We start from the raw sequence: 18,634 nt of genomic DNA, 5'->3' as shown, positions 1-18,634 counted from the left end.
GAGGAATAGTATCTTTCGAGGCTAGCACAACGTGGTAGGATGTTCGACGGTCAACGGATGTAAGCCCTGCGCGTCGGGCGGCACCTGCTTCATGGGAAGGAGGTGATTCGCTTGGACGTTATCGTGCTAATTCTGCAGCTCGCGGCTGCGGTCGTGGTGTTACTGCGGGAGGCCGTCGCGTTCGCTAAGACGCTGGGGGAGCCCGAAAAGAAGGACCGCTAGACAGGCATCTAGCGGTCTAACAAACTAACGGTGCTGCCCGCCCACAACCGCAGGCTTTCCGCTGGCCGTTATTTTAGCACAGCTGAATATGCTGCACAACGTAGGCGCGCTTGCGATATACTTCACAAAAGTCGCAAGCCCGCAAGCTCCGAAAGGAAGACCGTTCATGGCAACTGCTGCAGCTGCAATTGTGCTGGCCGCCGGCGCTGGCACGCGTATGAAGTCCGACAAGCCCAAAGTGACGCACGAAATTCTAGGAAAACCCCTGGTTAGATGGGTAGTTGATGCCGCGAAAGAAGCCGGCGCGGCAAGTGTGGTAACAGTTGTCGGGCACGCGCGCGAGCAAGTTGAGCCGCTGGTGTGCGACGACACGCACGTGGTGGTGCAGCAGCAGCGCAACGGCACGGCGGGTGCGGTGCTGGTGTGTAAAGATGCCCTCGCGCACGCCGCCCTTGTTGGCGCGCCCGTGGTGGTGCTTTCAGGCGACAGCCCGCTTATCACGCCGGGCACCATTTCTCGGCTTATGGAAACGTGCGAAGAAAACGACGCTGCTGTGGTGGCACTTACCATGGAACTGGAAAACCCCTTTGGCTACGGCCGCATCATCCGCGATGAGTCGGGCCAGGTGTTGCGCATTGTAGAGCAGAAGGACGCCACACCCGAAGAGGCTGCCGTGCGTGAGTGTAATTCGGGCTTCTACTGCTTCAACGCACACGATTTGTTCGAGGCGCTCGTTCGGGTGGGAAATAACAACGCGCAAGGCGAGCTGTATCTCACTGACGTGCTGGAAATCTGCCGCACTGCGGGGCGTCCCGTAATGGCCCTGCGCACCGAAACCGCCGAGGAATGCCTGGGTGTGAATTCGCGCGCGCAGCTAGCTGAGGCGACCAAGATCATGCAGCGCCGCATTAACGCACGTCACATGGCGGCGGGCGTAACTATGTGGGACCCCGACCAGGTGTGGATTGGCCCCGAGGTAACAATCGGTCAAGATGTCGAGCTGCTGCCGCAAACGTATTTGCTGGGAAGAACCTCTGTTGGTTCCGGTAGCGTGATCGGCCCCAATTCCCGCCTAACCGATACCACTGTCGGCCAGTGCTGCCGAATGGATGAAACGGTTGCCGTACAGGCATGCGTTGATGCCGCCGCAACGTGCGGTCCGCGCGCTTATTTGCGGCCGGGTACGCACCTCTGCGAAGGGGCGAAAGCTGGCACGCACGTAGAAATTAAGAAATCCACGATTGGTAAGGGAAGCAAGGTCCCGCATCTTTCCTACATTGGCGACACCATCATGGGAGAAGGCGTGAACGTAGGCGCGGGCTCTATCACCTGCAACTACGATGGCAAGAACAAGTGGCAAACTACTATTGGCGATGACGCCTTTATTGGCAGCGACACCATGATGGTTGCCCCGGTTGCCATTGGGGCAGGTGCAGTGGTGGGCGCGGGTTCAACCATCACGAAGGACGTTCAGGCGGGTTCGCTTGCTGTGGAGCGCTCCAATCAGCTTGAAGTGCCCGGTTGGGCCGACAAGAAGCGCGCTTCGCAGGCGGGCGAATAGGTTTCCGTAGTAGAATAGGCACCGCTGCGCGATACAGCGCGGCGGCCTTGAATCACAACATGAAGGAGTGCGTGCCATGGCGGATGATCAGAGGAAGATGCTGCTGTTTTCGGGTTCGGTGAATCCCGAGCTTGCCCATCAGGTTGCCAAGGAACTGAACATATCGTTAGGCAACGTGAAGCACGAGAAGTTCGCTAATGGCGAAATCTACGCGCGCTATCAGGAAAGCGTGCGCGGGGCCGATGTGTTCCTCATTCAGTCAGTGTGCGCCGGTTCGGGCTACGATGTAAACGACGCGCTCATGGAGCTGCTCATTATGGTTGATGCCGCCAAGCGCGCTTCCGCCCGTACGGTGTCGGCTGTTATTGCCCACTATGGTTACGCCCGCCAAGACCGCAAGGCCGCTCCACGCGAGCCTATTACAGCCAAGCTCGTAGCCGACCTGCTTACCGCTGCCGGTGTGGACAACATCGTTGCCATCGACCTGCATCAAGACGCCATTCAGGGCTTTTTCAACTCACCGGTGAACCACATGACGGCTATGCCTATTTTTGTTGACTACTTCACCAACAAAGGTCTTGACGCCAGCAAGTTGTGCGTGGTGTCTCCCGACGTGGGTCGAGCAAAGGCTGCGAAGAAGTTCTCCACGCTGCTCGATTGCGACCTTGCTATCATGCACAAGGATCGTCCGAAGCACAATCAAGCCGAAATTACGGCGCTCATCGGCGACGTAGCTGGCAAAATCTGCATCTTAAACGACGACATGATTGACACCGCGGGTTCGTTGGTGGCCGCAGCCAGCACGCTGAAGGCGAAGGGTGCAACGCAAGTGTACGCGTGCGCCACGCATGGCCTGTTCAGTGGCCCGGCATACGAGCGCATCGCGAATTCCTGTATCGAAGAAGTGGTGGTTACAAACGCCGTGCCCGTGCCGCTTGAGCGTCAGACTGGCAAGATCAAGGTGTTGTCGGTGGCACCGCTGTTCGCGAAAACCATCGACACGATCTTCCATTGCGGTTCGATTTCGGTTTTGTTCGACTAGACGATATGGCCCGAACCAAGGAAACACCGATTAAGGGTTTATCTGCATGTTTCTAATCGTTGGCCTGGGAAATCCGGGCGATGAGTACGCACACACCCGGCACAACGCCGGGTTCGACGCGATCGACCGCATTGCCGGCGAGGTGGGCGCGCGCTATTGGAAAACCGAATGCGGCGCGCTTACGGCCGCAGGGTCGCATCGTGGCGTGCCCGTCGTGATCGCGAAGCCCCAAAGCTTCATGAATACGTCGGGTGGACCGGTGAAGCAGCTGTGCGCAACCTACAAAGTTGCTCCCGATCATCTGATTGTCATTCACGACGAGCTCGACATCAATCCGGGTTCGATTCGCTGCAAGTTCGGCGGCGGGCATGCGGGACACAACGGTTTGCGCAGCATCTGCGACAAGCTAGGCACGCGCGACTGGTTCCGCGTGCGGTGCGGCATTGGGCGTCCGCCGGGGCGCATGCCTGTGGTCGACTGGGTGCTGTCGCGTCCGCGCAAGGATGCGGTAGACGAGTTCGAACACACGTGTGACCTGGGGGCGCAGGCGGCGCTTTCCATCGTGTCCGACGGGTTGGAGAAGACCCAGCAGGCGTTTAATTGAAGCGAAGCGTCCGTAGCGTCCGTGCGGACAGGGCGCTCACACAATGAAGCGCGGAAAGCACATAATTGTAGGCTCGCTGCTCGAGTTGGTGGCGGGCCTTCGTTTAGCATGAGGAATGTGGCAGCTCGAAGGGTGGGCAAACAAAATATGGCGTTTTTGCTGGGATGTGAGAAAGTTCGGGTCGACTTCCCGACGAAGCGGGTGTTCGACAACGTTTCGATTGGCGTTGACGAGGGTGCGCGAATCGGCATTGTTGGCCGCAACGGTGATGGCAAGTCGACGCTGCTCAGGTTGCTGGCAGGGCAGATCGAACCCGAAGAGGGCTTCGAGGAAGGGCGCGTCATTCGAACGCGCGGCGTGACGGTGGGTGTGCTGGGGCAAAGCGACTCTCTGCATGCCGATGACACCGTCGAACATGCCATCGTGGGCAACTTGCAGGAATACGAGTGGGCGGGCAGCCCGCGCATTCGCGACATTATCACCGGGTTGGTATCCGACATTCCATGGGACGGACGAGTGGGCGATTTGTCTGGTGGGCAACGCCGTCGGGTCGACCTTGCACGCCTGCTCATTGGCGACTGGGACGTGCTCATGCTTGACGAGCCCACAAATCACTTGGACGTGCGGGCCATCGCGTGGCTTGCGGCGCATCTGAAAGGGCGGTGGCGGCTGGGGTGTGGAGCGCTGCTGGTGGTGACACATGACCGGTGGTTTCTCGATGAAGTGTGCACGAGCATGTGGGAGGTGCACGGCGGTGGCATCGAGCCGTTCGAAGGCGGCTTTTCTGCCTACATCATGCAGCGTGTCGAACGCGATCGCTTAGCCGACCTTGCCGAGCAAAAGCGCCAAAATCAGCTTCGCCGCGAACTTGCGTGGCTGTCGCGCGGGGCACGTGCGCGCGCAACAAAGCCGAAGTTCCACGTGGCCGCTGCCCGTGCCCTCATTGCCGATGTGCCCGAGCTGCGCAATCCTGTTGAACTGAAGAGGATGGCTGTGGCGCGACTGGGCAAGCAGGTGGTCGATCTTGAGAATGTAACGGTTACTTTTAATGACGCGTCGGGCGTGCCGCATACGGTGCTCGACGACGTTAGTTGGGCGCTCGGGCCGGGCGACCGCTACGGTATCGTTGGCGAAAACGGCGCAGGCAAAACCACGCTACTGAACGTCATTCAGGGCGTGCAGCAGCCGACTAAGGGTACGGTGCGCATTGGCCAGACGGTGCGGTTCGCGGTGCTGTCGCAACACCTTCATGAGCTGGCGAAATACGGCGATGATCGCGTTCGTCAGGTGATATCGCGCTATGGCAGACGCACGATGCTCGATGGCAAGGAAATGACTCCCGCGCAGTTACTCGAGCGGCTGGGGTTCACGAAAGGCGATCTGAACGAACCGGTGAGCGACTTGTCGGGTGGCCAGAAACGCCGGCTTGCGCTCATGCTTATTCTGTTGGACGAGCCGAACGTGCTTGTGCTTGACGAGCCGGGAAACGACATGGATGTCGACATGCTGGCCGTTGTGGAAGACATGCTCGACGGCTGGCCAGGAACACTTTTGCTTGTCACGCACGATCGCTACCTGATGGAGCGCGTGACCGACCATCAGTTCGCTTTGCTTCAGGGTAAGATTCGTCATTTGCCGGGTGGTGTGGACGAATACCTCAGCATTGTGGCTGACATGCGGGCTGTAACGAGCGGCGGTACCACGGCGGGTCATGCGGCTGCGGGCGGCGCCGCTGCTACAGGTGGCGCGCTGGCAGGTGGCGCGGGTGCGGGCGTCACGGCTACAGGTGGCGCGCTGGCAGGTGGCGCATCGGCGGGCAACGCATCTCGCGATGCCGGTGGTGTCGCAAGTGCGCCGCGCTTGTCAGGTGGGGAAGTGCGTGCGCTGCGCAAGCTTATGCAGTCAAACGAAGGCAAGGTGGAAACCTTACGCGGTAAAATTGCCGCTGCGCGCGAGGCCATGGCAAGCGTCGATCAATCCGACTACGTGGCGCTCACTGAGAAGCAAGACGAGATAGCCGGTTTCCAAGCACGCATCGGCGAGCTCGAACTCGAGTGGCTGGAAGCGGCGGAGAAACTGGGGGAATAGCGCGAGTGCGCACTCGTCGCGCGGTCTATAACAGAAAACGCAGTGCCCGACTTCTTCTCCAGCGCTCTACTGCGATGAAGTGCCTGATAGCATGCGCCTTTCTACATGTGCCACACCTGTCCGTTCGCCGCGCGATATACGTCGGCTGGCAGGCTGCGGTATTGGACGTATGCTTCCGTTCGTGGTATGTTTCTCGGACATGTTTTGCGTCAGGGCGGCTGTGCGGGCCGCGCATGTGCGTTTCTTTAGTTTCGTGAAGCCGCGCCCGATGCACACACGGCAAAGGAGAAGGAATGGAAGAAATGAAATCGTCCGCGACGGAGGGGCCCAGCCTCGCGGGCAAGCGGGGGACCTTTACCGGATCGTTTGGATTCGTGCTTGCAGCCGCCGGCAGTGCAATCGGCCTAGGAAACCTTTGGCGTTTCCCGTATTTGGCGGCAAAGGATGGCGGCGGCCTGTTCTTGCTGGTGTATTTGGTCTTGGTTTTAACGTTTGGCTTCGCCCTACTTACCACCGAGGTGACGCTTGGGCGTAAGACGCGACAAGGGCCGCTGACTGCTTACGGCAAAATCAACAAGCGCTGGGGTTTCTTAGGTGTGCTTGCCTGTTTGGTGCCGGTTATCATCTTGCCGTACTACTGTGCTATTGGCGGCTGGGTGTTAAAGTACCTGGCCACGTTCCTTACGTTCGGTGGTGCCGATGCTGCGCAGGATGGCTTCTTTACAGGGCACATTACCAGTTTCGCTGAACCGATCGTGTGGATGATCGTGTTTCTGGGCGTGTCGGCTGTTGTGGTGTATCGCGGCGTGAACAAAGGTATCGAAACCACCAGCCGCATCCTCATGCCTATCTTGCTGGTTTTGATCGTGGGCATTTCCATCTTCGCGCTCACGCTGTCCTATACCGACGCGCAAGGCGTTACCCGCACGGGGTTGGAGGGCCTGGCCGTTTATGTGATCCCCGATTTCTCGGGTATCACCTTGCAGCAGTTCCTGGTGGTTCTTACCGATGCCACCGGTCAGCTGTTCTTTAGTATCAGCGTTGCCATGGGCATTATGGTTGCGTACGGCTCGTATGCGCGCAGCGATTCGAACCTCATGCAGTCCATCAATCGCATCGAGTTCTTCGACACGCTGGCCGCCATGCTCGCCGGTCTGATGATCGTGCCCGCCGTGTTCGTGTTCATGGGCGTTGAGGGTATGGGTGCAGGTCCTGGCCTCATGTTCGTCAGCTTGCCGAAGGTGTTCGCTGCCATGGGTGCTGCCGGTCCCATCGTAGGCCTGCTGTTCTTCCTGTTGGTTACGTTCGCTGCTATTACGTCGGCTGTGTCCATCATGGAAGCTATTGTGTCGAGCATCATAGACAAGTTTAAACTGAGCCGCAAAAAGAGCGTGATTATCACGGCCATGTGGGCGCTTATTGCGGGGCTTATCGTGTGCCTAGGTTACAACGTGTTCTACTTTGAACTGACGCTGCCCAACGGCGCGGTTGCCCAGATTCTCGACATTATGGACTACGCGTCGAACAACTTGTTCATGCCGCTGTTGGCGCTGCTCACTTGCATTTTGTTCGGGTGGGTTGTCAAGCCGAAAGTCATCATCGACGAAGTTGAGCAAGGGGGCAAGTTCAAGTTCCAGCGTCGTCATCTGTATATCATCATGATGAAGTTCGTGTGCCCCGTGCTACTGGCCATCTTGCTGTTACAATCGCTTGGCTTATTCACGTTGTAGCGCGCCGATTAAGAACAGCGTTCCCTGAAGAACGACTTCGCATAGTGCGGGCCCGCCAAACGGTGGGCCCGTTTTCGGTGTGCTAAAGGATCGTTTGACATGCACGTTGGCGAAATAGTGCTTGTGCTCAACTTACTGACATCGGCACCGCCTGACGTTAAATACCGGTAAACGCCCCTGCGGGGGCTGTCGGCAACGCTTTGGTTTGCTATAGTGTGGGGCTGTCGATTTAAGCACGTCAAGAACGGAAAACCATGTCAATTATCGTTTGCAAATTCGGTGGCACGTCCGTCGCTTCCGCAGAGCGCATCGGCAACGTTGCCAAGCGGCTCATCGCGAAGCGCCAGGAAGGGCATAAGGTGGTGGCGGTTGTGTCCGCCATGGGTAAGACCACCGACGAACTGGTGGGTCTTGCTAAGGCACTCAATGCCAACCCGCCGGCGCGTGAAATGGACCGGCTGCTGTCCACGGGCGAGCAGGTGTCCATGACACTTCTGGCTATGGCAATTGAGGCGCGCGGCTACAAGTCCATCAGCTTCACTGGTCGCCAGGCAGGAATCAAAACCGACGGCACGCACAACAAAGCGAAGATCACCAGCATCAACAGCAAGCGCATTCTTGCCGCGCTTGATGAGGGCTACATTCCCGTTATTGCTGGCTTTCAGGGTATCGACGCCAACGACGACATGACCACGCTTGGCCGCGGCGGCTCCGACACCACGGCGGTTGCGGTGGCGTGGGGCATTAATGCCGACGTCTGCGAAATCTATTCCGACGTCGACGGCGTGTACACGTCCGACCCGCGCGTGTGCCCGCGCGCCAAGAAGCTCGATCAGATTTCCTACGACGATATGCTCGAGCTTTCCAGTGCCGGTGCAGGCGTGCTGCAGTCGCGCGCGGTTGAGTTTGCGAAGAAATGGAACGTGGTCATTCACTCCCGCTCGGCATTCTCCGATGCGGAAGGCACCTACATCAAGGAGGAACCCGATATGGAGGAAGCCGTCATCACCGGCATTGCGCACGATACGTCGGAAGTGAAGTTCACGCTGCGAGGCATTCCCGACACGTCGGGCGTGGCGGCAAAGGTGTTCTCCGCGCTGGCCGGCAATATGGTGAACGTCGACATGATTATCCAGAACACGTCGTTTGATGGGCTGGCGAACATCAGCTTCACGTGCCCCGTTGCCGACATCGATCGCGCGGAGGAAACGCTCGACCGTCTGGTTCAGGAAATCGGCGCGACCGGATATCTGGTGGACAAAGACATCGCCAAGGTGAGTCTGGTAGGAACGGGCATGAAGTCGCAGCCTGGTGTGGCCGCAAAAGCATTCACCACGCTCGGCGCGAACGACATCAACATCATCTCGGTATCAACGTCGCCCATTCGCCTGTCGGTTATCGTGGCAGCATCGCAAGCAACCGACGCAGTGCGCTGCCTGCATACCGCATTCGATTTGGATTCCGACACCGTGTTCGAGGAAAAAATGCTCTCTGCGGAAGAAATCGCCGCGAAGATGAACAAAGGCCGCTGATGGTTCCGTCGATCTAACGATCGACGGAACGGGCCGACGCTACGAAGCGTTCGGGCACTCCATCTTGCCGCTCCAAGTGCTCGTCGCGTACCAAAGTACGCTTCCTCGCACTTTCGCGTCAATCTGGAGCACCGGAACGCTTCTCGCTGACTCTATGAACGACCAGCGGCGCTTTTATATGGACTGCTAGCGATAATACGAACGACTAGTGATGTTTTATGTTACGAACGACCTGCGACTGTTTTGTTACGAACGACCAGTAGCTTTTACATCAAGTACGAACGATAAGGGTTTTTGCGAACAAGGAGAAGATTATGGCGTGGACGAAGGAAATGCCGGCAAACCCGGTGGTGGCGGTTGCGGGAGCAACGGGTGCAGTGGGGCGCGAGTTTTTGAAGGTGCTGCATGATCTCGATTTTCCGGCGAGTGAAGTGCGCGCGTTGGCGTCGGCTCGCAGTGCCGGTACAACGGTACCTTTTGACGGCTGTGGGCAGGTTGCCGCAGGTGAGTTGACCGTGCAAGAAATGACACCTCAGGCGTTTGAGGGCGTAGATATTGCCCTCTTCAGTGCCGGGTCGGACGTGTCGCGCGCCATGCGCGAGGCCGTGATTGCTGCCGGTGCGGTTATGATCGACAACTCCAGCGCGTTCCGTATGGACGCAGACGTGCCGCTGGTGGTGCCCGAGGTGAACCCGGCCGACGTGAGCTGGCACAATGGTGTTATTGCCAACCCCAACTGCTCCACCATCCAGATGGTGGTGGCCTTAAAGCCGCTCTACGAGCTGTCGCGCATTACGCGCGTGGTGGTGTCTACCTACCAAGCAGCCAGCGGCGCGGGTGCGCCTGCCATGGCCGAGCTGTACGACCAGACGCGCGAGTACCTCAACGGCACGCCCGACGACGAGCTGACGGTAAAGGCGTTCCAGCATCGCATTGCGTTCAATTGCATTCCTCATATCGACAAATTCCTCGACGACGCTTCCACTAAGGAAGAGTGGAAGATGGTTGTGGAAACCAAGAAGATCATGGGCGATGACAACATTCAGGTTGCTGCTACGTGCGTGCGCGTGCCTGTACTTCGCTGCCACGGCGAATCCATCAACGTGGAATTCGAGGGCGAAGTGACGGTGGACGCTGCTCGTGCCGCGCTTGCGGCCGCGCCGGGAATCACCCTCATGGACGATCCGGCGAACAACGTATATCCCATGCCCGGCTTGCTGGCCGGAACCGACGGCTCGTACGTGGGGCGTTTGCGTAAAGACCCCACTGTGGAGCACGGCTTGGCGTTTTGGAATGTCGCCGATCAAATCCGCAAAGGGGCGGCGTTGAACGCAGTACAGATCGCCCAACTGCTGCTGCCCTAGCCTTAAAAGGTTTTAAGCAGCATGCGGAAGGTGCGGCTCGACGATCTGTTGGTTGAGCAGGGATCATTCGAATCTCGCGACGAGGTGTTGCGGGCCGTTATCGCACACGAGGTGCGCGTTGATGACGTGTATGCAACCAGTGCGGCCATGAAGGTTCGCCCCGATGCCAGCATCTTCGTGCGCGGCCGCAAGCGCTTTGTTTCGCGTGGAGGGCACAAGCTGCAAGGCGCACTCGACGCGTTCGGGCAAAGCGTGCGCGGTTTGCGCTGTATCGACATCGGATCATCGACCGGCGGTTTCACCGATTGCCTGCTACAGGCGGGCGCGGTACAGGTTACCTGCGTGGATGTTGGCTACGGGCTGCTCGCGTGGAAGTTGCAGCAAGATGCTCGCGTGCGCATCTTCGAGCGGACAAATATCAAGCTCGCAACGCCTGAGCAGTTGGGGGCGCCTTTTGACGTGCTGGTGGCCGATTTGAGCTTCATTGGGCTCGCCGACTTAGCGCCGGTGTTTGCGGGGTTGTGCAAACGCGGGGCGGCACCCGGGCAGGAAAGCGTGTTCATTGCGCTGGTGAAACCCCAGTTCGAGTCGGCACACAACGAAACCGACCGCGGCATCGTTCGCGACGAGGCAGTTCGCCTGCGCACGGTCGATGAGGTGTGCGCGGCACTTGGCGCGCAAAACTTTCGTGTAACAGGCGTGGTGGAAAGCTCCATTCGAGGGGCGGAAGGCAACGTGGAGTATTTGGTGAGGTCGGTGTATGTCGGATAAGCAGAATGCGAACACGTGCGACGGTCAGCAGCGCGAACAGAGCGGGCAGCACAAGCAGAACCAGCAGGGCGGACAAAGCGGGCAGAGCAGCCACAGCCAGCAGCGCGAGCAGGGCGGCAAGCAAGCGCGCCCTTCCGTTACGCGCCGCACGCTTCACTATTATTGGGTGGCGACAAAGAACCACTTAGGGCTGTTTGTGGCATTGGTGCTGTCGACGCTTGGGTTTGGCGGATTTCAAACGTACGGCAACCCGTTTGTTATGGGCCTTATCGTCGACCGGGTGAGTTCTTCTCCAGTTCCACCCGATCAGGTGTTTCAGGTGTTCGGGCCTTACATTGCTGCGTTGGTGCTTATCAACGTGTGCGGGCAAACGTGCAGTAAGCTGCAAGACTACACGCTGTGGAAGCTCGAAATTGCCGTGAACTACGATCTTGCAACCATGGCATTCGACGCGCTGTCGAACCAATCGATGAGTTTCCACACGAACCGCTTCGGCGGTACGCTGGTGTCGCAAACCTCGAAGTTCATGAGCGCGTACAACCAGCTTGTTGAGGCGATGGTGCATCCGTTTCTGCCGGTCACGGGCTCGATCATCTATGTGTGCGTGCTGTTAGGCCCACGCGTTCCGGTGTATGTGTGCGTGCTGCTCGTGCTGCTAGCGGTGTATGCCAGCGTGTCCTACATCATGTACAAGCGCATCCTGCACTTAAATGAGAAGGCCGCCACGGCGCAGAACAACTTGTCAGGCGAGCTTTCCGATGCCGTTACGAACATTCTGTCGGTGAAAACCTACGGCCGAGAAGACTACGAGCGTGCCTTGTTCGATGCGGCGAATAAGGAAGTAGTTGCGCGTGATTCGAAGCGGATGCGTTCGTCGCTGGCGCGTGGCATTATTACCGCATGTTTGGCGGTTGTCATCATGAGTGTGGTGACGGTGTTCATTTCGGGCGGCAACGCATGGTTCGGTATTACGGCGGGCACGCTGGTGATGATGTTCACCTACACCTACACCATCACTATCCAGTTCAACTTCATCAACTCGGGGCTGCAGCGCTTTAACCGCGCGTTCGGCGATGCGAGTGGCATGACGGTGGTGCTCGATGAACCGCGGCTTGTGGCCGACGTTGACGATGCAACGCCGCTGGTGGTGCGCGAAGGCTCTATCGATTTCGAGCGCATCGGGTTTAGCTACGATGACGGTGGCGTACAAACGAGCGTATTCCACGATTTCGACTTGCATATTCCCGCTGGTCAGCGCGTTGGCTTGGTAGGCATGAGTGGGGCGGGAAAAACTACGCTCACAAAGTTGCTGCTGCGGTTGGTCGACATTCAGGAAGGGCGCATTCTCGTTGACGGGCAAGATGTTGCGCGCGTCACACAGCAAAGCCTGCGTCGCAACATCGCGTATGTGCCGCAGGAATCGCTGCTGTTCCATCGCAGCATCGCCGAGAACATCGCGTACGGAAGACCCGATGCAACCATCGACCAAATTCGCGAGGCGGCGCGGCAGGCGAACGCGCTTGAGTTTATCGAGAAGCTGCCGCAGGGTTTCGACACCATCACCGGCGAGCGCGGCATCAAGCTATCGGGTGGGCAGCGGCAGCGCATTGTTATCGCGCGGGCCATGCTGGCCGACTGTCCTATTCTGGTGCTCGATGAGGCCACCAGCGCCCTCGATTCAGAAAGTGAAGCGCTCGTACAAGATGCGCTCGCGCGCCTGATGAGCGGCCGTACAGCCATTGTGGTGGCGCATCGGTTGAGCACGGTAGCCAACCTCGACCGCATCGTGGTGCTTGGCGATGGCGGTGTGGTGGAAGACGGCACACACGATCAGCTTGTCGAAGCGGGCGGCACCTACGCGCATCTGTGGGGGCGTCAGTCGGGAGCGTTCTTCGGGGAATAGCTCGTCGCGCGCGTTCACGAGCGCGCGTTCTGTTCCCTTGAATTCTTCTCGCCCTCTTCAACATTCCATGCGAAAATAGATGACATTCGGAAAGCCCCTGGGCAGGCGCGCATACGAGCGCGCAACCGCACGTCGCGCCGCAAACGCGGGAGCGGTGCGCCCCACGTGAGCAAGGAGCATCATGGCGGAATTCATCTATCAAATGTATAAGGCCCGCAAGGCCCACGGCGACAAGGTTATCCTCGACGACGTGTCGCTGTCGTTTTATCCGGGCGCGAAGATCGGCGTGGTCGGCCCGAACGGCATGGGGAAGTCGACGCTGCTGAAGCTAATGGCAGGGCTCGAAGACGTGTCGAACGGCGAGGCGCGCTTAACGCCGGGCTATACGGTGGGCATTTTGCAGCAGGAGCCGCCGCTTGACGACGACAAGACCGTTCTCGAAAACGTACAAATGGCATTCGGCGATATTCTGGCAAAAGTCGAGCGCTTCAACGCTATCGGCATGGAAATGGCCGAGCCTGATGCCGACTTCGACGCACTCATGGACGAAATGGGTCGTTTGCAAGACGAAATCGATGCGAAGAGCGGCTGGGATTTGGACAGCCAATTGTCGCAGGCGATGGATGCGCTGCAATGCCCCGATCCCGATATGCCGGTGCGTGTGCTGTCGGGTGGCGAGCGTCGTCGCGTGGCGCTGTGTCGCTTGTTGCTCGAAGCACCCGACCTGCTGCTTCTTGACGAGCCTACGAATCATCTCGATGCGGAGTCGGTGCTGTGGCTCGAGCAGTTCCTGAAGCGCTATCCCGGCGCCGTGCTGGCTGTCACGCACGACCGCTACTTCCTCGACAATGTGGCCGAGTGGATTTGCGAAGTCGATCGCGGGCAGTTGTTCCCGTACAAGGGCAACTACTCCACATATTTGGAAACGAAAGCGGCGCGCATGGAGGCGCAGGGCCAAAAAGACGCGAAGCTGGCCAAGCGCATGCGCCGGGAACTCGAGTGGGTGCGCAGTTCGCCGAAGGCTCGTCAGGCGAAGAGTAAGGCCCGTTTGGAGAACTACGACCGTATGGTTGCCGAAGCAGCTGCTTCGAAGCGCGTTGACTTCACGGAAATCCACATTCCCGTAGGTCCGCGCTTGGGGGCAGAAGTGCTGCGTGCCGAGCATCTGCACAAGGCGTTCGGTGATCGCGTGCTCATCGACGACCTGTCGTTTAACCTGCCGCGCAATGGCATCGTTGGCGTCATCGGCCCGAATGGCGTGGGTAAGTCGACGCTGTTCAAGATGATCGTCGGGCAGGAAGCACCCACGTCAGGTGCGCTTACGTTGGGCGAGACGGCCAAGGTATCCTACGTTGATCAGGGTCGCGAGAACATCGATCCGAACAAGAAACTGTGGGAGGTTGTGTCCGACGGGCTCGACTTCATGCAGGTGGGCGACACCGAAGTTCCCAGTCGTGCGTATGTTGCCGCGTTTGGCTTTAAGGGCTCCGATCAGCAGAAACCGGCAGGCGTGCTGTCGGGTGGCGAGCGCAATCGTCTGAACCTGGCGCTCACGCTTAAAGAAGGCGGTAACCTGCTGCTGCTTGACGAACCCACGAACGACCTTGATGTCGAAACGCTGGAAAGCCTCGAGGAAGCGCTGATGGAGTTTCCCGGTTGCGTTGTGGTGACTAGCCACGACCGCATGTTCCTCGACCGCATTGCCACGCACATTCTGGCATGGGAAGGCACCGACGAGAACCCCGGCACCTGGTTCTGGTTCGAAGGCAACTTCGACAGCTACCAGAAGAACAAGATCGAGCGTTTGGGAGAGGAAGCCGCCAAACCGCATCGCGTCCATCGCAAGCTCACTCGCGACTAGCTCCACCGCCAGCTTCGCCCGCTCTGAATCCACCGAATGGTGCCTTCTCGTAAGGCGAATCGGCTACAATGGTGTCGAGAGAATCGCACAGGGAGGAAAGCTTCGTGGACGTTGTTGATCTGCGTGAATGCAAAATAAGCGGGTTGTTCTATGGCGGGCGCGCCGGCCAGAAAGAAGGCATTGTCTTCAAAGGGGAGCCGTGGATCGCGAAGTACCCGCGCACAACACGTGACTTGCAAGGTCGTCATCTTCCCTCGTACACGTCAAGCCCTGTTTCCGAGCATGTTGGTGCCCTCATTTACAAGTCGTTGGGTATTCCTGCGCACGAAACTTTCCTCGGCTATCGAAATGGCAAGATCGTCTGCGCTTGCAAGGACTTCACGTTTCCCGACTCGCGTCTATTCGAGTTTAAGGACATCAAGAATGCCCTGTCAGACGACGATGCAGGATTCAGTTCTGCTCCGTCGGATGGTGAAAGCGTCTATCTCGGAGATGTTTTGGCTGCGATAGAAACGTCCGACCTGCTCAAGCGAACGCCTGGTGTGCGCGAGCGGTTTTGGGATATGTTCGTGGTGGATGCGTTCATTAAGAATCCCGATCGAAACAACGGCAACTGGGGCCTGCTCATGAGGCAAAACATGACCTATGAGTTGGCTCCTGTGTATGATTTAGGTAGCTCCCTGTTCAGTAAGCGGAGTTCTTCCGTGGCTCAGCGACGTATGGCGAGTGTGGAAGCGCTCGAGCAAGATGCGTTCGGTACCAATGTGTCGTGTTATCGTTTGGTTGACGAGAATGGCGAAAGCCACGCTATTCACCCCTTCGACTACATGAGGAACAGCGCCAATCCCGATTTGAAAGCTGCTATCAGCCGTTTTCTTACGGCGGTTGACATGCGAATCATCAATGACATTATCGACGACGTTCCCACTGAAGCCTACGGCCACATCATCATGTCCGACGCCGTAAGAGAATCTCACAAGGCGCTTTTGCGCAAGCGTTTAGAAGAAGGATTCCTGCCGCTTGCATAAGGCGAAAGCCCGCAAAAGCTGTCTGTTGTTAAGACCATGTCTGCACCTTCCTCACGCTTTGAATTCTTTGATGCGGCGGTAGAACGTTGATCGGCTGATGCCGAGGCGTTGTGCCGCCTCTTCAGCAGTTATGCGTCCTTCGATGTGAGCGTGGCGAACGGCGTCAAAATCAACGAGATTAGTGACTGCCCGTTTGCGTCCGCGGGTTTTGCCGGTTAATGCGGCTTTCGCCCAGCCTTCTTCGCGCCGGTTAGCGAGAAACGACTTCTCCTTGCGAAGGAGCTCAGAAAGCAGGTGGTAGCACGTTGAGCGGTTGCTATCGTCAATGGAGAAAGAGCTGGTAGTAATGTCGTTTCCTTGGCAAATCTCGGTAAGTAGCGCGCTTATCATGTGGGTAGCGCGGGGGTCGAATTGCGAGAGGTCACCCATGCTAACAACGCGCTTTTCATCTGAAGGACTCCACCGTTCGACATAAAGAAGATCTCCGCTGTAACGCAAGTCAGTTCGGATGAGCCACTCGAGTCGGTTCAAGTAGGTCATTCCGTACGATTCGAGCAGGCTTTGTAAATCTTCCCGACGCTCGCTCGGTGTTCGTTCGGCAATGAATGTGGGCACGATGTTGCGCCGTAGGTAGCACTCCTTGCGCATGTCGAGATCAAGCCCAGGAATTCCTTGAAAGATAGTAGTCGGCAGCATGTCAATGACGGGGTAGCGCGGCGTAAACGTGTAGTCAAACGTTTCGTCCTCGTATTCAACGTAGTCAATGCGGGCTATGTGGCAAGGAAATCCCAGTTCATCGTGCACGCGAATAACACCGCTGGTGACAGCCTTCCTCATGAGCGGCCTCCCATCAGTTTCTCATACGAAGATCGAAGGATAAGCTCGTGGCGTGCGTCAAGCATGTGAGTATAGAATGAGCGACGGGTTTCACTGACGCCTGCAAGGTTTTCTATGCATGCATGCACGGCGTTCATATCGAGACGCGCCATCACGTTGGCGAGCGCTTTGTTGCATTCGGGGAACGCCAGGCTATGAATGACCTCGTAATAGGAGCTTTTCTTGCTATTGAGCTTAACTTGCGAAGTGGGGAATTCGAATACGCGTTTAAGCGTTTCTTCATCTGATGAGATGATGCGAGACATCTGGTCGTCAAGTAGATTGGGAAACAAGCAAGACCCGTTGTCGAATACGGGCGCAAGCCGATAACGACCGCTGCGTTTTATGAATCCCCAGTTTCCTCCATGCCGGTCGAAATTGCCGATGAGTGCATCGACGATGAAGATCTTCCAAAACGCCGCAATGGTGCCCTCAACATCGGTGAGCTTCGAATTGTCACGAAGCATGCGCATGATGTCGTCGTATTCGTATTGATAAGACTCTTTATCCTGATCAAGCGTGCTTTCGCCCACGTCGTTGAAAGGAACGAACTGCTCGTTTTCAGTGAGAAAATCGCGGCAAGCTACCACGGGCTCACCTTTGTAGGTGCCCAAAACTGTATCTTGGGAAGAGATGCCGGCGTAAGCGAAAATACGAGACCCCACATGTTCTGACAGATGGTTGAACCGAACTCCAAACGCAGTCCGTTTCTGAAACTTGAGCATATAAGGCTCGTCGTTGACGATGACGCCAATCTTTCGTTCGGTACCGCCGTAGTAGCGGTTGCTCAGTGTGCATGAAGAGAAATCCATGGGCTTCCTAGCGTATCAAAAATACTAAAAATGATTTTTGACATATTATAGGTGTTGTTGATGTTCGAAATGTGTCAAAATTTAAACAGTATATTTATGACACATTAACAGTGATTGTTGAGTTGCAGAATGGGGGATGAACGCAATCTGTTTGCTCGATCCCTGTGATTTCCGGCGAAATGGCATAGAGCTGAGCGATCGTTTCGTGGTGCTTGGATGCGCTTCGCCACATTACTTCTCGCTTCGCTGCGTCTGTGGTTCCGGGTGTTTTCGTGTTTGCGTGCAGTGTGTGCGGTGGTAGCATTGGGAAGCTGGCTGGGCGACATCCATAAGTTGGCTTAGGCGGTGGAGTGCCAATGAGTGAGTGAAGCTTCGCGGTGTTCATGATGGTAGGTTTGGTGCGCTGATTGGTGAAATGCCGGGTGTGTAGAAGGTGCAAGGAGGGACTATGATGGAACGAGACAACGTCCAAGGTGTCGGCCAAGGCAATGACGAGATGATGCGCGATGAAGATCGACGCGAGTTGCGCGACGCCGATCAACTTGAGGCGATCGCGTTTATTGGGGAGGCGCTTTCCCCGTTCTACCTGCAAGACCCGCGTAAGGGCACGGCAGCTGCGTCGTTTCAGGCGATGGTCGATCTCGATGTTGAGGCCGCCGCACCCGCATGGCCGTTTGTTCCGGAGGATCAGGCGGCATCGGCGCTTCGCATGATGGTTGACTCGCTCGTTACCTGCCGCGACGACGAAGGACGTTTCTTGTCAGATGACGATCTGATGTGGGAATATCGCCGTCTGTTCATCGGACCAGGTAAGAAGCCTACACCGCCTTGGGGGTCGGTGTATACCGATCGCGAAATGGTTGTGTTTGGCAAAAGTACGCTCGAGCTCCGTGCATGGATGCGGACACACGGCATTGCCCGCACACAGGATGAGCGCACGCCCGAAGATCATATCGGGCTCATGTTAGCGCTTATGGCAACGCTTGCGCGCGAGCGGCCGACGTGTCTAGACGAGTTTTTGCGCGATCACTTCCTCACGTGGTCGGGGCATTTCCTCGAAGAACTTGCCGAAGCAGCCGAGCATCCCTTTTACGTTGGGCTTGCTCGTCTGACGGCGGCATCGCTTGATGGCATCCGCGAAGCGCGCGGTGTATCGGTGACATATCCGAGGTTCTATCGGTAGAATAGCTGGGGGCTGTTAGGCCCTCCAGGTGCGGCCCTGCAAACGCAGGGCCGACGA

The 18,634-nt window shown here is 57.5% G+C and carries 14 protein-coding genes; 12 read left to right on the top strand and 2 right to left on the bottom strand.

The annotated features are described in order from the left end of the window. Positions 1-388: 388 nt before the first annotated feature. The 11 genes from glmU to G7Y43_RS02840 all read left to right on the top strand — a co-directional run bounded on the left by glmU (position 389) and on the right by G7Y43_RS02840 (position 15,706). A complete protein-coding gene (gene glmU, locus G7Y43_RS02890; RefSeq protein WP_165043906.1) occupies positions 389-1,783 on the top strand; it encodes a bifunctional UDP-N-acetylglucosamine diphosphorylase/glucosamine-1-phosphate N-acetyltransferase GlmU in 1,395 nt (464 codons plus the stop codon). A 76-nt stretch (positions 1,784-1,859) separates the two neighbouring features. After that, entirely contained in the window at positions 1,860-2,825 is a 966-nt protein-coding gene (locus tag G7Y43_RS02885; RefSeq protein ID WP_165043904.1) for a ribose-phosphate pyrophosphokinase, read from the top strand. Between the two features lie 46 nt (positions 2,826-2,871). Further along, positions 2,872-3,429: an aminoacyl-tRNA hydrolase gene (gene pth / locus G7Y43_RS02880; RefSeq protein WP_165043902.1), complete on the top strand. Its 558-nt coding sequence runs from the start codon at positions 2,872-2,874 to the stop codon at positions 3,427-3,429. Between the two features lie 147 nt (positions 3,430-3,576). Further along, complete coding sequence (locus G7Y43_RS02875) at positions 3,577-5,517, top strand: ABC-F family ATP-binding cassette domain-containing protein (RefSeq protein WP_165043900.1); 1,941 nt, start codon at positions 3,577-3,579, stop codon at positions 5,515-5,517. A 293-nt stretch (positions 5,518-5,810) separates the two neighbouring features. Next, the gene (locus tag G7Y43_RS02870) at positions 5,811-7,247 is read left to right on the top strand and encodes a sodium-dependent transporter (protein ID WP_241158123.1); all 1,437 of its coding nucleotides are present in this window, start codon (positions 5,811-5,813) and stop codon (positions 7,245-7,247) included. Between the two features lie 254 nt (positions 7,248-7,501). Next, entirely contained in the window at positions 7,502-8,779 is a 1,278-nt protein-coding gene (locus G7Y43_RS02865; protein ID WP_165043898.1) for an aspartate kinase, read from the top strand. A gap of 314 nt (positions 8,780-9,093) precedes the next feature. Further along, positions 9,094-10,143 carry an aspartate-semialdehyde dehydrogenase gene (locus G7Y43_RS02860; RefSeq protein ID WP_165043896.1) on the top strand — a complete coding sequence of 350 codons (1,050 nt, stop codon included), beginning with the start codon at positions 9,094-9,096 and terminating at the stop codon, positions 10,141-10,143. Between the two features lie 21 nt (positions 10,144-10,164). After that, positions 10,165-10,914, top strand: a complete 750-nt coding sequence (locus tag G7Y43_RS02855) for a TlyA family RNA methyltransferase (RefSeq protein ID WP_165043894.1) — start codon at positions 10,165-10,167, stop codon at positions 10,912-10,914. Beyond that, positions 10,904-12,817, top strand: a complete 1,914-nt coding sequence (locus tag G7Y43_RS02850) for an ABC transporter ATP-binding protein (RefSeq protein ID WP_165043892.1) — start codon at positions 10,904-10,906, stop codon at positions 12,815-12,817. Before G7Y43_RS02855 ends, G7Y43_RS02850 begins: the two co-directional genes overlap by 11 nt. A gap of 181 nt (positions 12,818-12,998) precedes the next feature. Beyond that, positions 12,999-14,678: an energy-dependent translational throttle protein EttA gene (ettA, locus tag G7Y43_RS02845; RefSeq protein ID WP_165043890.1), complete on the top strand. Its 1,680-nt coding sequence runs from the start codon at positions 12,999-13,001 to the stop codon at positions 14,676-14,678. A 104-nt stretch (positions 14,679-14,782) separates the two neighbouring features. Continuing rightward, positions 14,783-15,706 (top strand): HipA domain-containing protein, encoded by a 924-nt coding sequence (locus G7Y43_RS02840; RefSeq protein WP_165043888.1) that lies wholly within the window; start codon positions 14,783-14,785, stop codon positions 15,704-15,706. 51 nt (positions 15,707-15,757) lie between these two features. On the opposite strand, the gene G7Y43_RS02835 is transcribed toward G7Y43_RS02840, so the two are convergent. Together G7Y43_RS02835 and G7Y43_RS02830 are read right to left on the bottom strand one after the other, a co-directional pair. Further along, positions 15,758-16,543: a helix-turn-helix domain-containing protein gene (locus G7Y43_RS02835; protein ID WP_165043886.1), complete on the bottom strand. Its 786-nt coding sequence runs from the start codon at positions 16,541-16,543 to the stop codon at positions 15,758-15,760. Beyond that, positions 16,540-17,394 (bottom strand): HipA domain-containing protein, encoded by an 855-nt coding sequence (locus tag G7Y43_RS02830; protein ID WP_165043885.1) that lies wholly within the window; start codon positions 17,392-17,394, stop codon positions 16,540-16,542. The genes G7Y43_RS02835 and G7Y43_RS02830 overlap by 4 nt, the downstream gene beginning before the upstream one ends. A 448-nt stretch (positions 17,395-17,842) precedes the next feature. Between G7Y43_RS02830 and dmsD the strand changes: the two genes are divergently transcribed. Further along, on the top strand, positions 17,843-18,577 hold the full coding sequence (dmsD, locus tag G7Y43_RS02825) for a Tat proofreading chaperone DmsD (RefSeq protein ID WP_241158122.1): 735 nt from the start codon (positions 17,843-17,845) through the stop codon (positions 18,575-18,577). Positions 18,578-18,634 lie beyond the last annotated feature (57 nt).

It is taken from the genome of Adlercreutzia sp. ZJ138, assembly GCF_011038935.1.
Lineage (GTDB): Bacteria > Actinomycetota > Coriobacteriia > Coriobacteriales > Eggerthellaceae > ZJ141.
This window is presented reverse-complemented; position numbering and strand designations above follow the sequence as displayed.

What these genes read in the sequence shown, in the direction of transcription:
- G7Y43_RS02835 (WP_165043886.1), bottom strand. Translation starts at nt 16,543, where the DNA reads ATGAGGAAGGCTGTCACCAGCGGTGTTATTCGCGTGCACGATGAACTG.
- G7Y43_RS02850 (WP_165043892.1), top strand. Translation starts at nt 10,904, where the DNA reads ATGTCGGATAAGCAGAATGCGAACACGTGCGACGGTCAGCAGCGCGAA.
- G7Y43_RS02865 (WP_165043898.1), top strand. Translation starts at nt 7,502, where the DNA reads ATGTCAATTATCGTTTGCAAATTCGGTGGCACGTCCGTCGCTTCCGCA.
- G7Y43_RS02855 (WP_165043894.1), top strand. Translation starts at nt 10,165, where the DNA reads ATGCGGAAGGTGCGGCTCGACGATCTGTTGGTTGAGCAGGGATCATTC.
- G7Y43_RS02885 (WP_165043904.1), top strand. Translation starts at nt 1,860, where the DNA reads ATGGCGGATGATCAGAGGAAGATGCTGCTGTTTTCGGGTTCGGTGAAT.
- G7Y43_RS02860 (WP_165043896.1), top strand. Translation starts at nt 9,094, where the DNA reads ATGGCGTGGACGAAGGAAATGCCGGCAAACCCGGTGGTGGCGGTTGCG.
- glmU (WP_165043906.1), top strand. Translation starts at nt 389, where the DNA reads ATGGCAACTGCTGCAGCTGCAATTGTGCTGGCCGCCGGCGCTGGCACG.
- dmsD (WP_241158122.1), top strand. Translation starts at nt 17,843, where the DNA reads ATGATGGAACGAGACAACGTCCAAGGTGTCGGCCAAGGCAATGACGAG.
- G7Y43_RS02875 (WP_165043900.1), top strand. Translation starts at nt 3,577, where the DNA reads ATGGCGTTTTTGCTGGGATGTGAGAAAGTTCGGGTCGACTTCCCGACG.
- G7Y43_RS02830 (WP_165043885.1), bottom strand. Translation starts at nt 17,394, where the DNA reads ATGGATTTCTCTTCATGCACACTGAGCAACCGCTACTACGGCGGTACC.
- G7Y43_RS02870 (WP_241158123.1), top strand. Translation starts at nt 5,811, where the DNA reads ATGGAAGAAATGAAATCGTCCGCGACGGAGGGGCCCAGCCTCGCGGGC.
- pth (WP_165043902.1), top strand. Translation starts at nt 2,872, where the DNA reads ATGTTTCTAATCGTTGGCCTGGGAAATCCGGGCGATGAGTACGCACAC.
- ettA (WP_165043890.1), top strand. Translation starts at nt 12,999, where the DNA reads ATGGCGGAATTCATCTATCAAATGTATAAGGCCCGCAAGGCCCACGGC.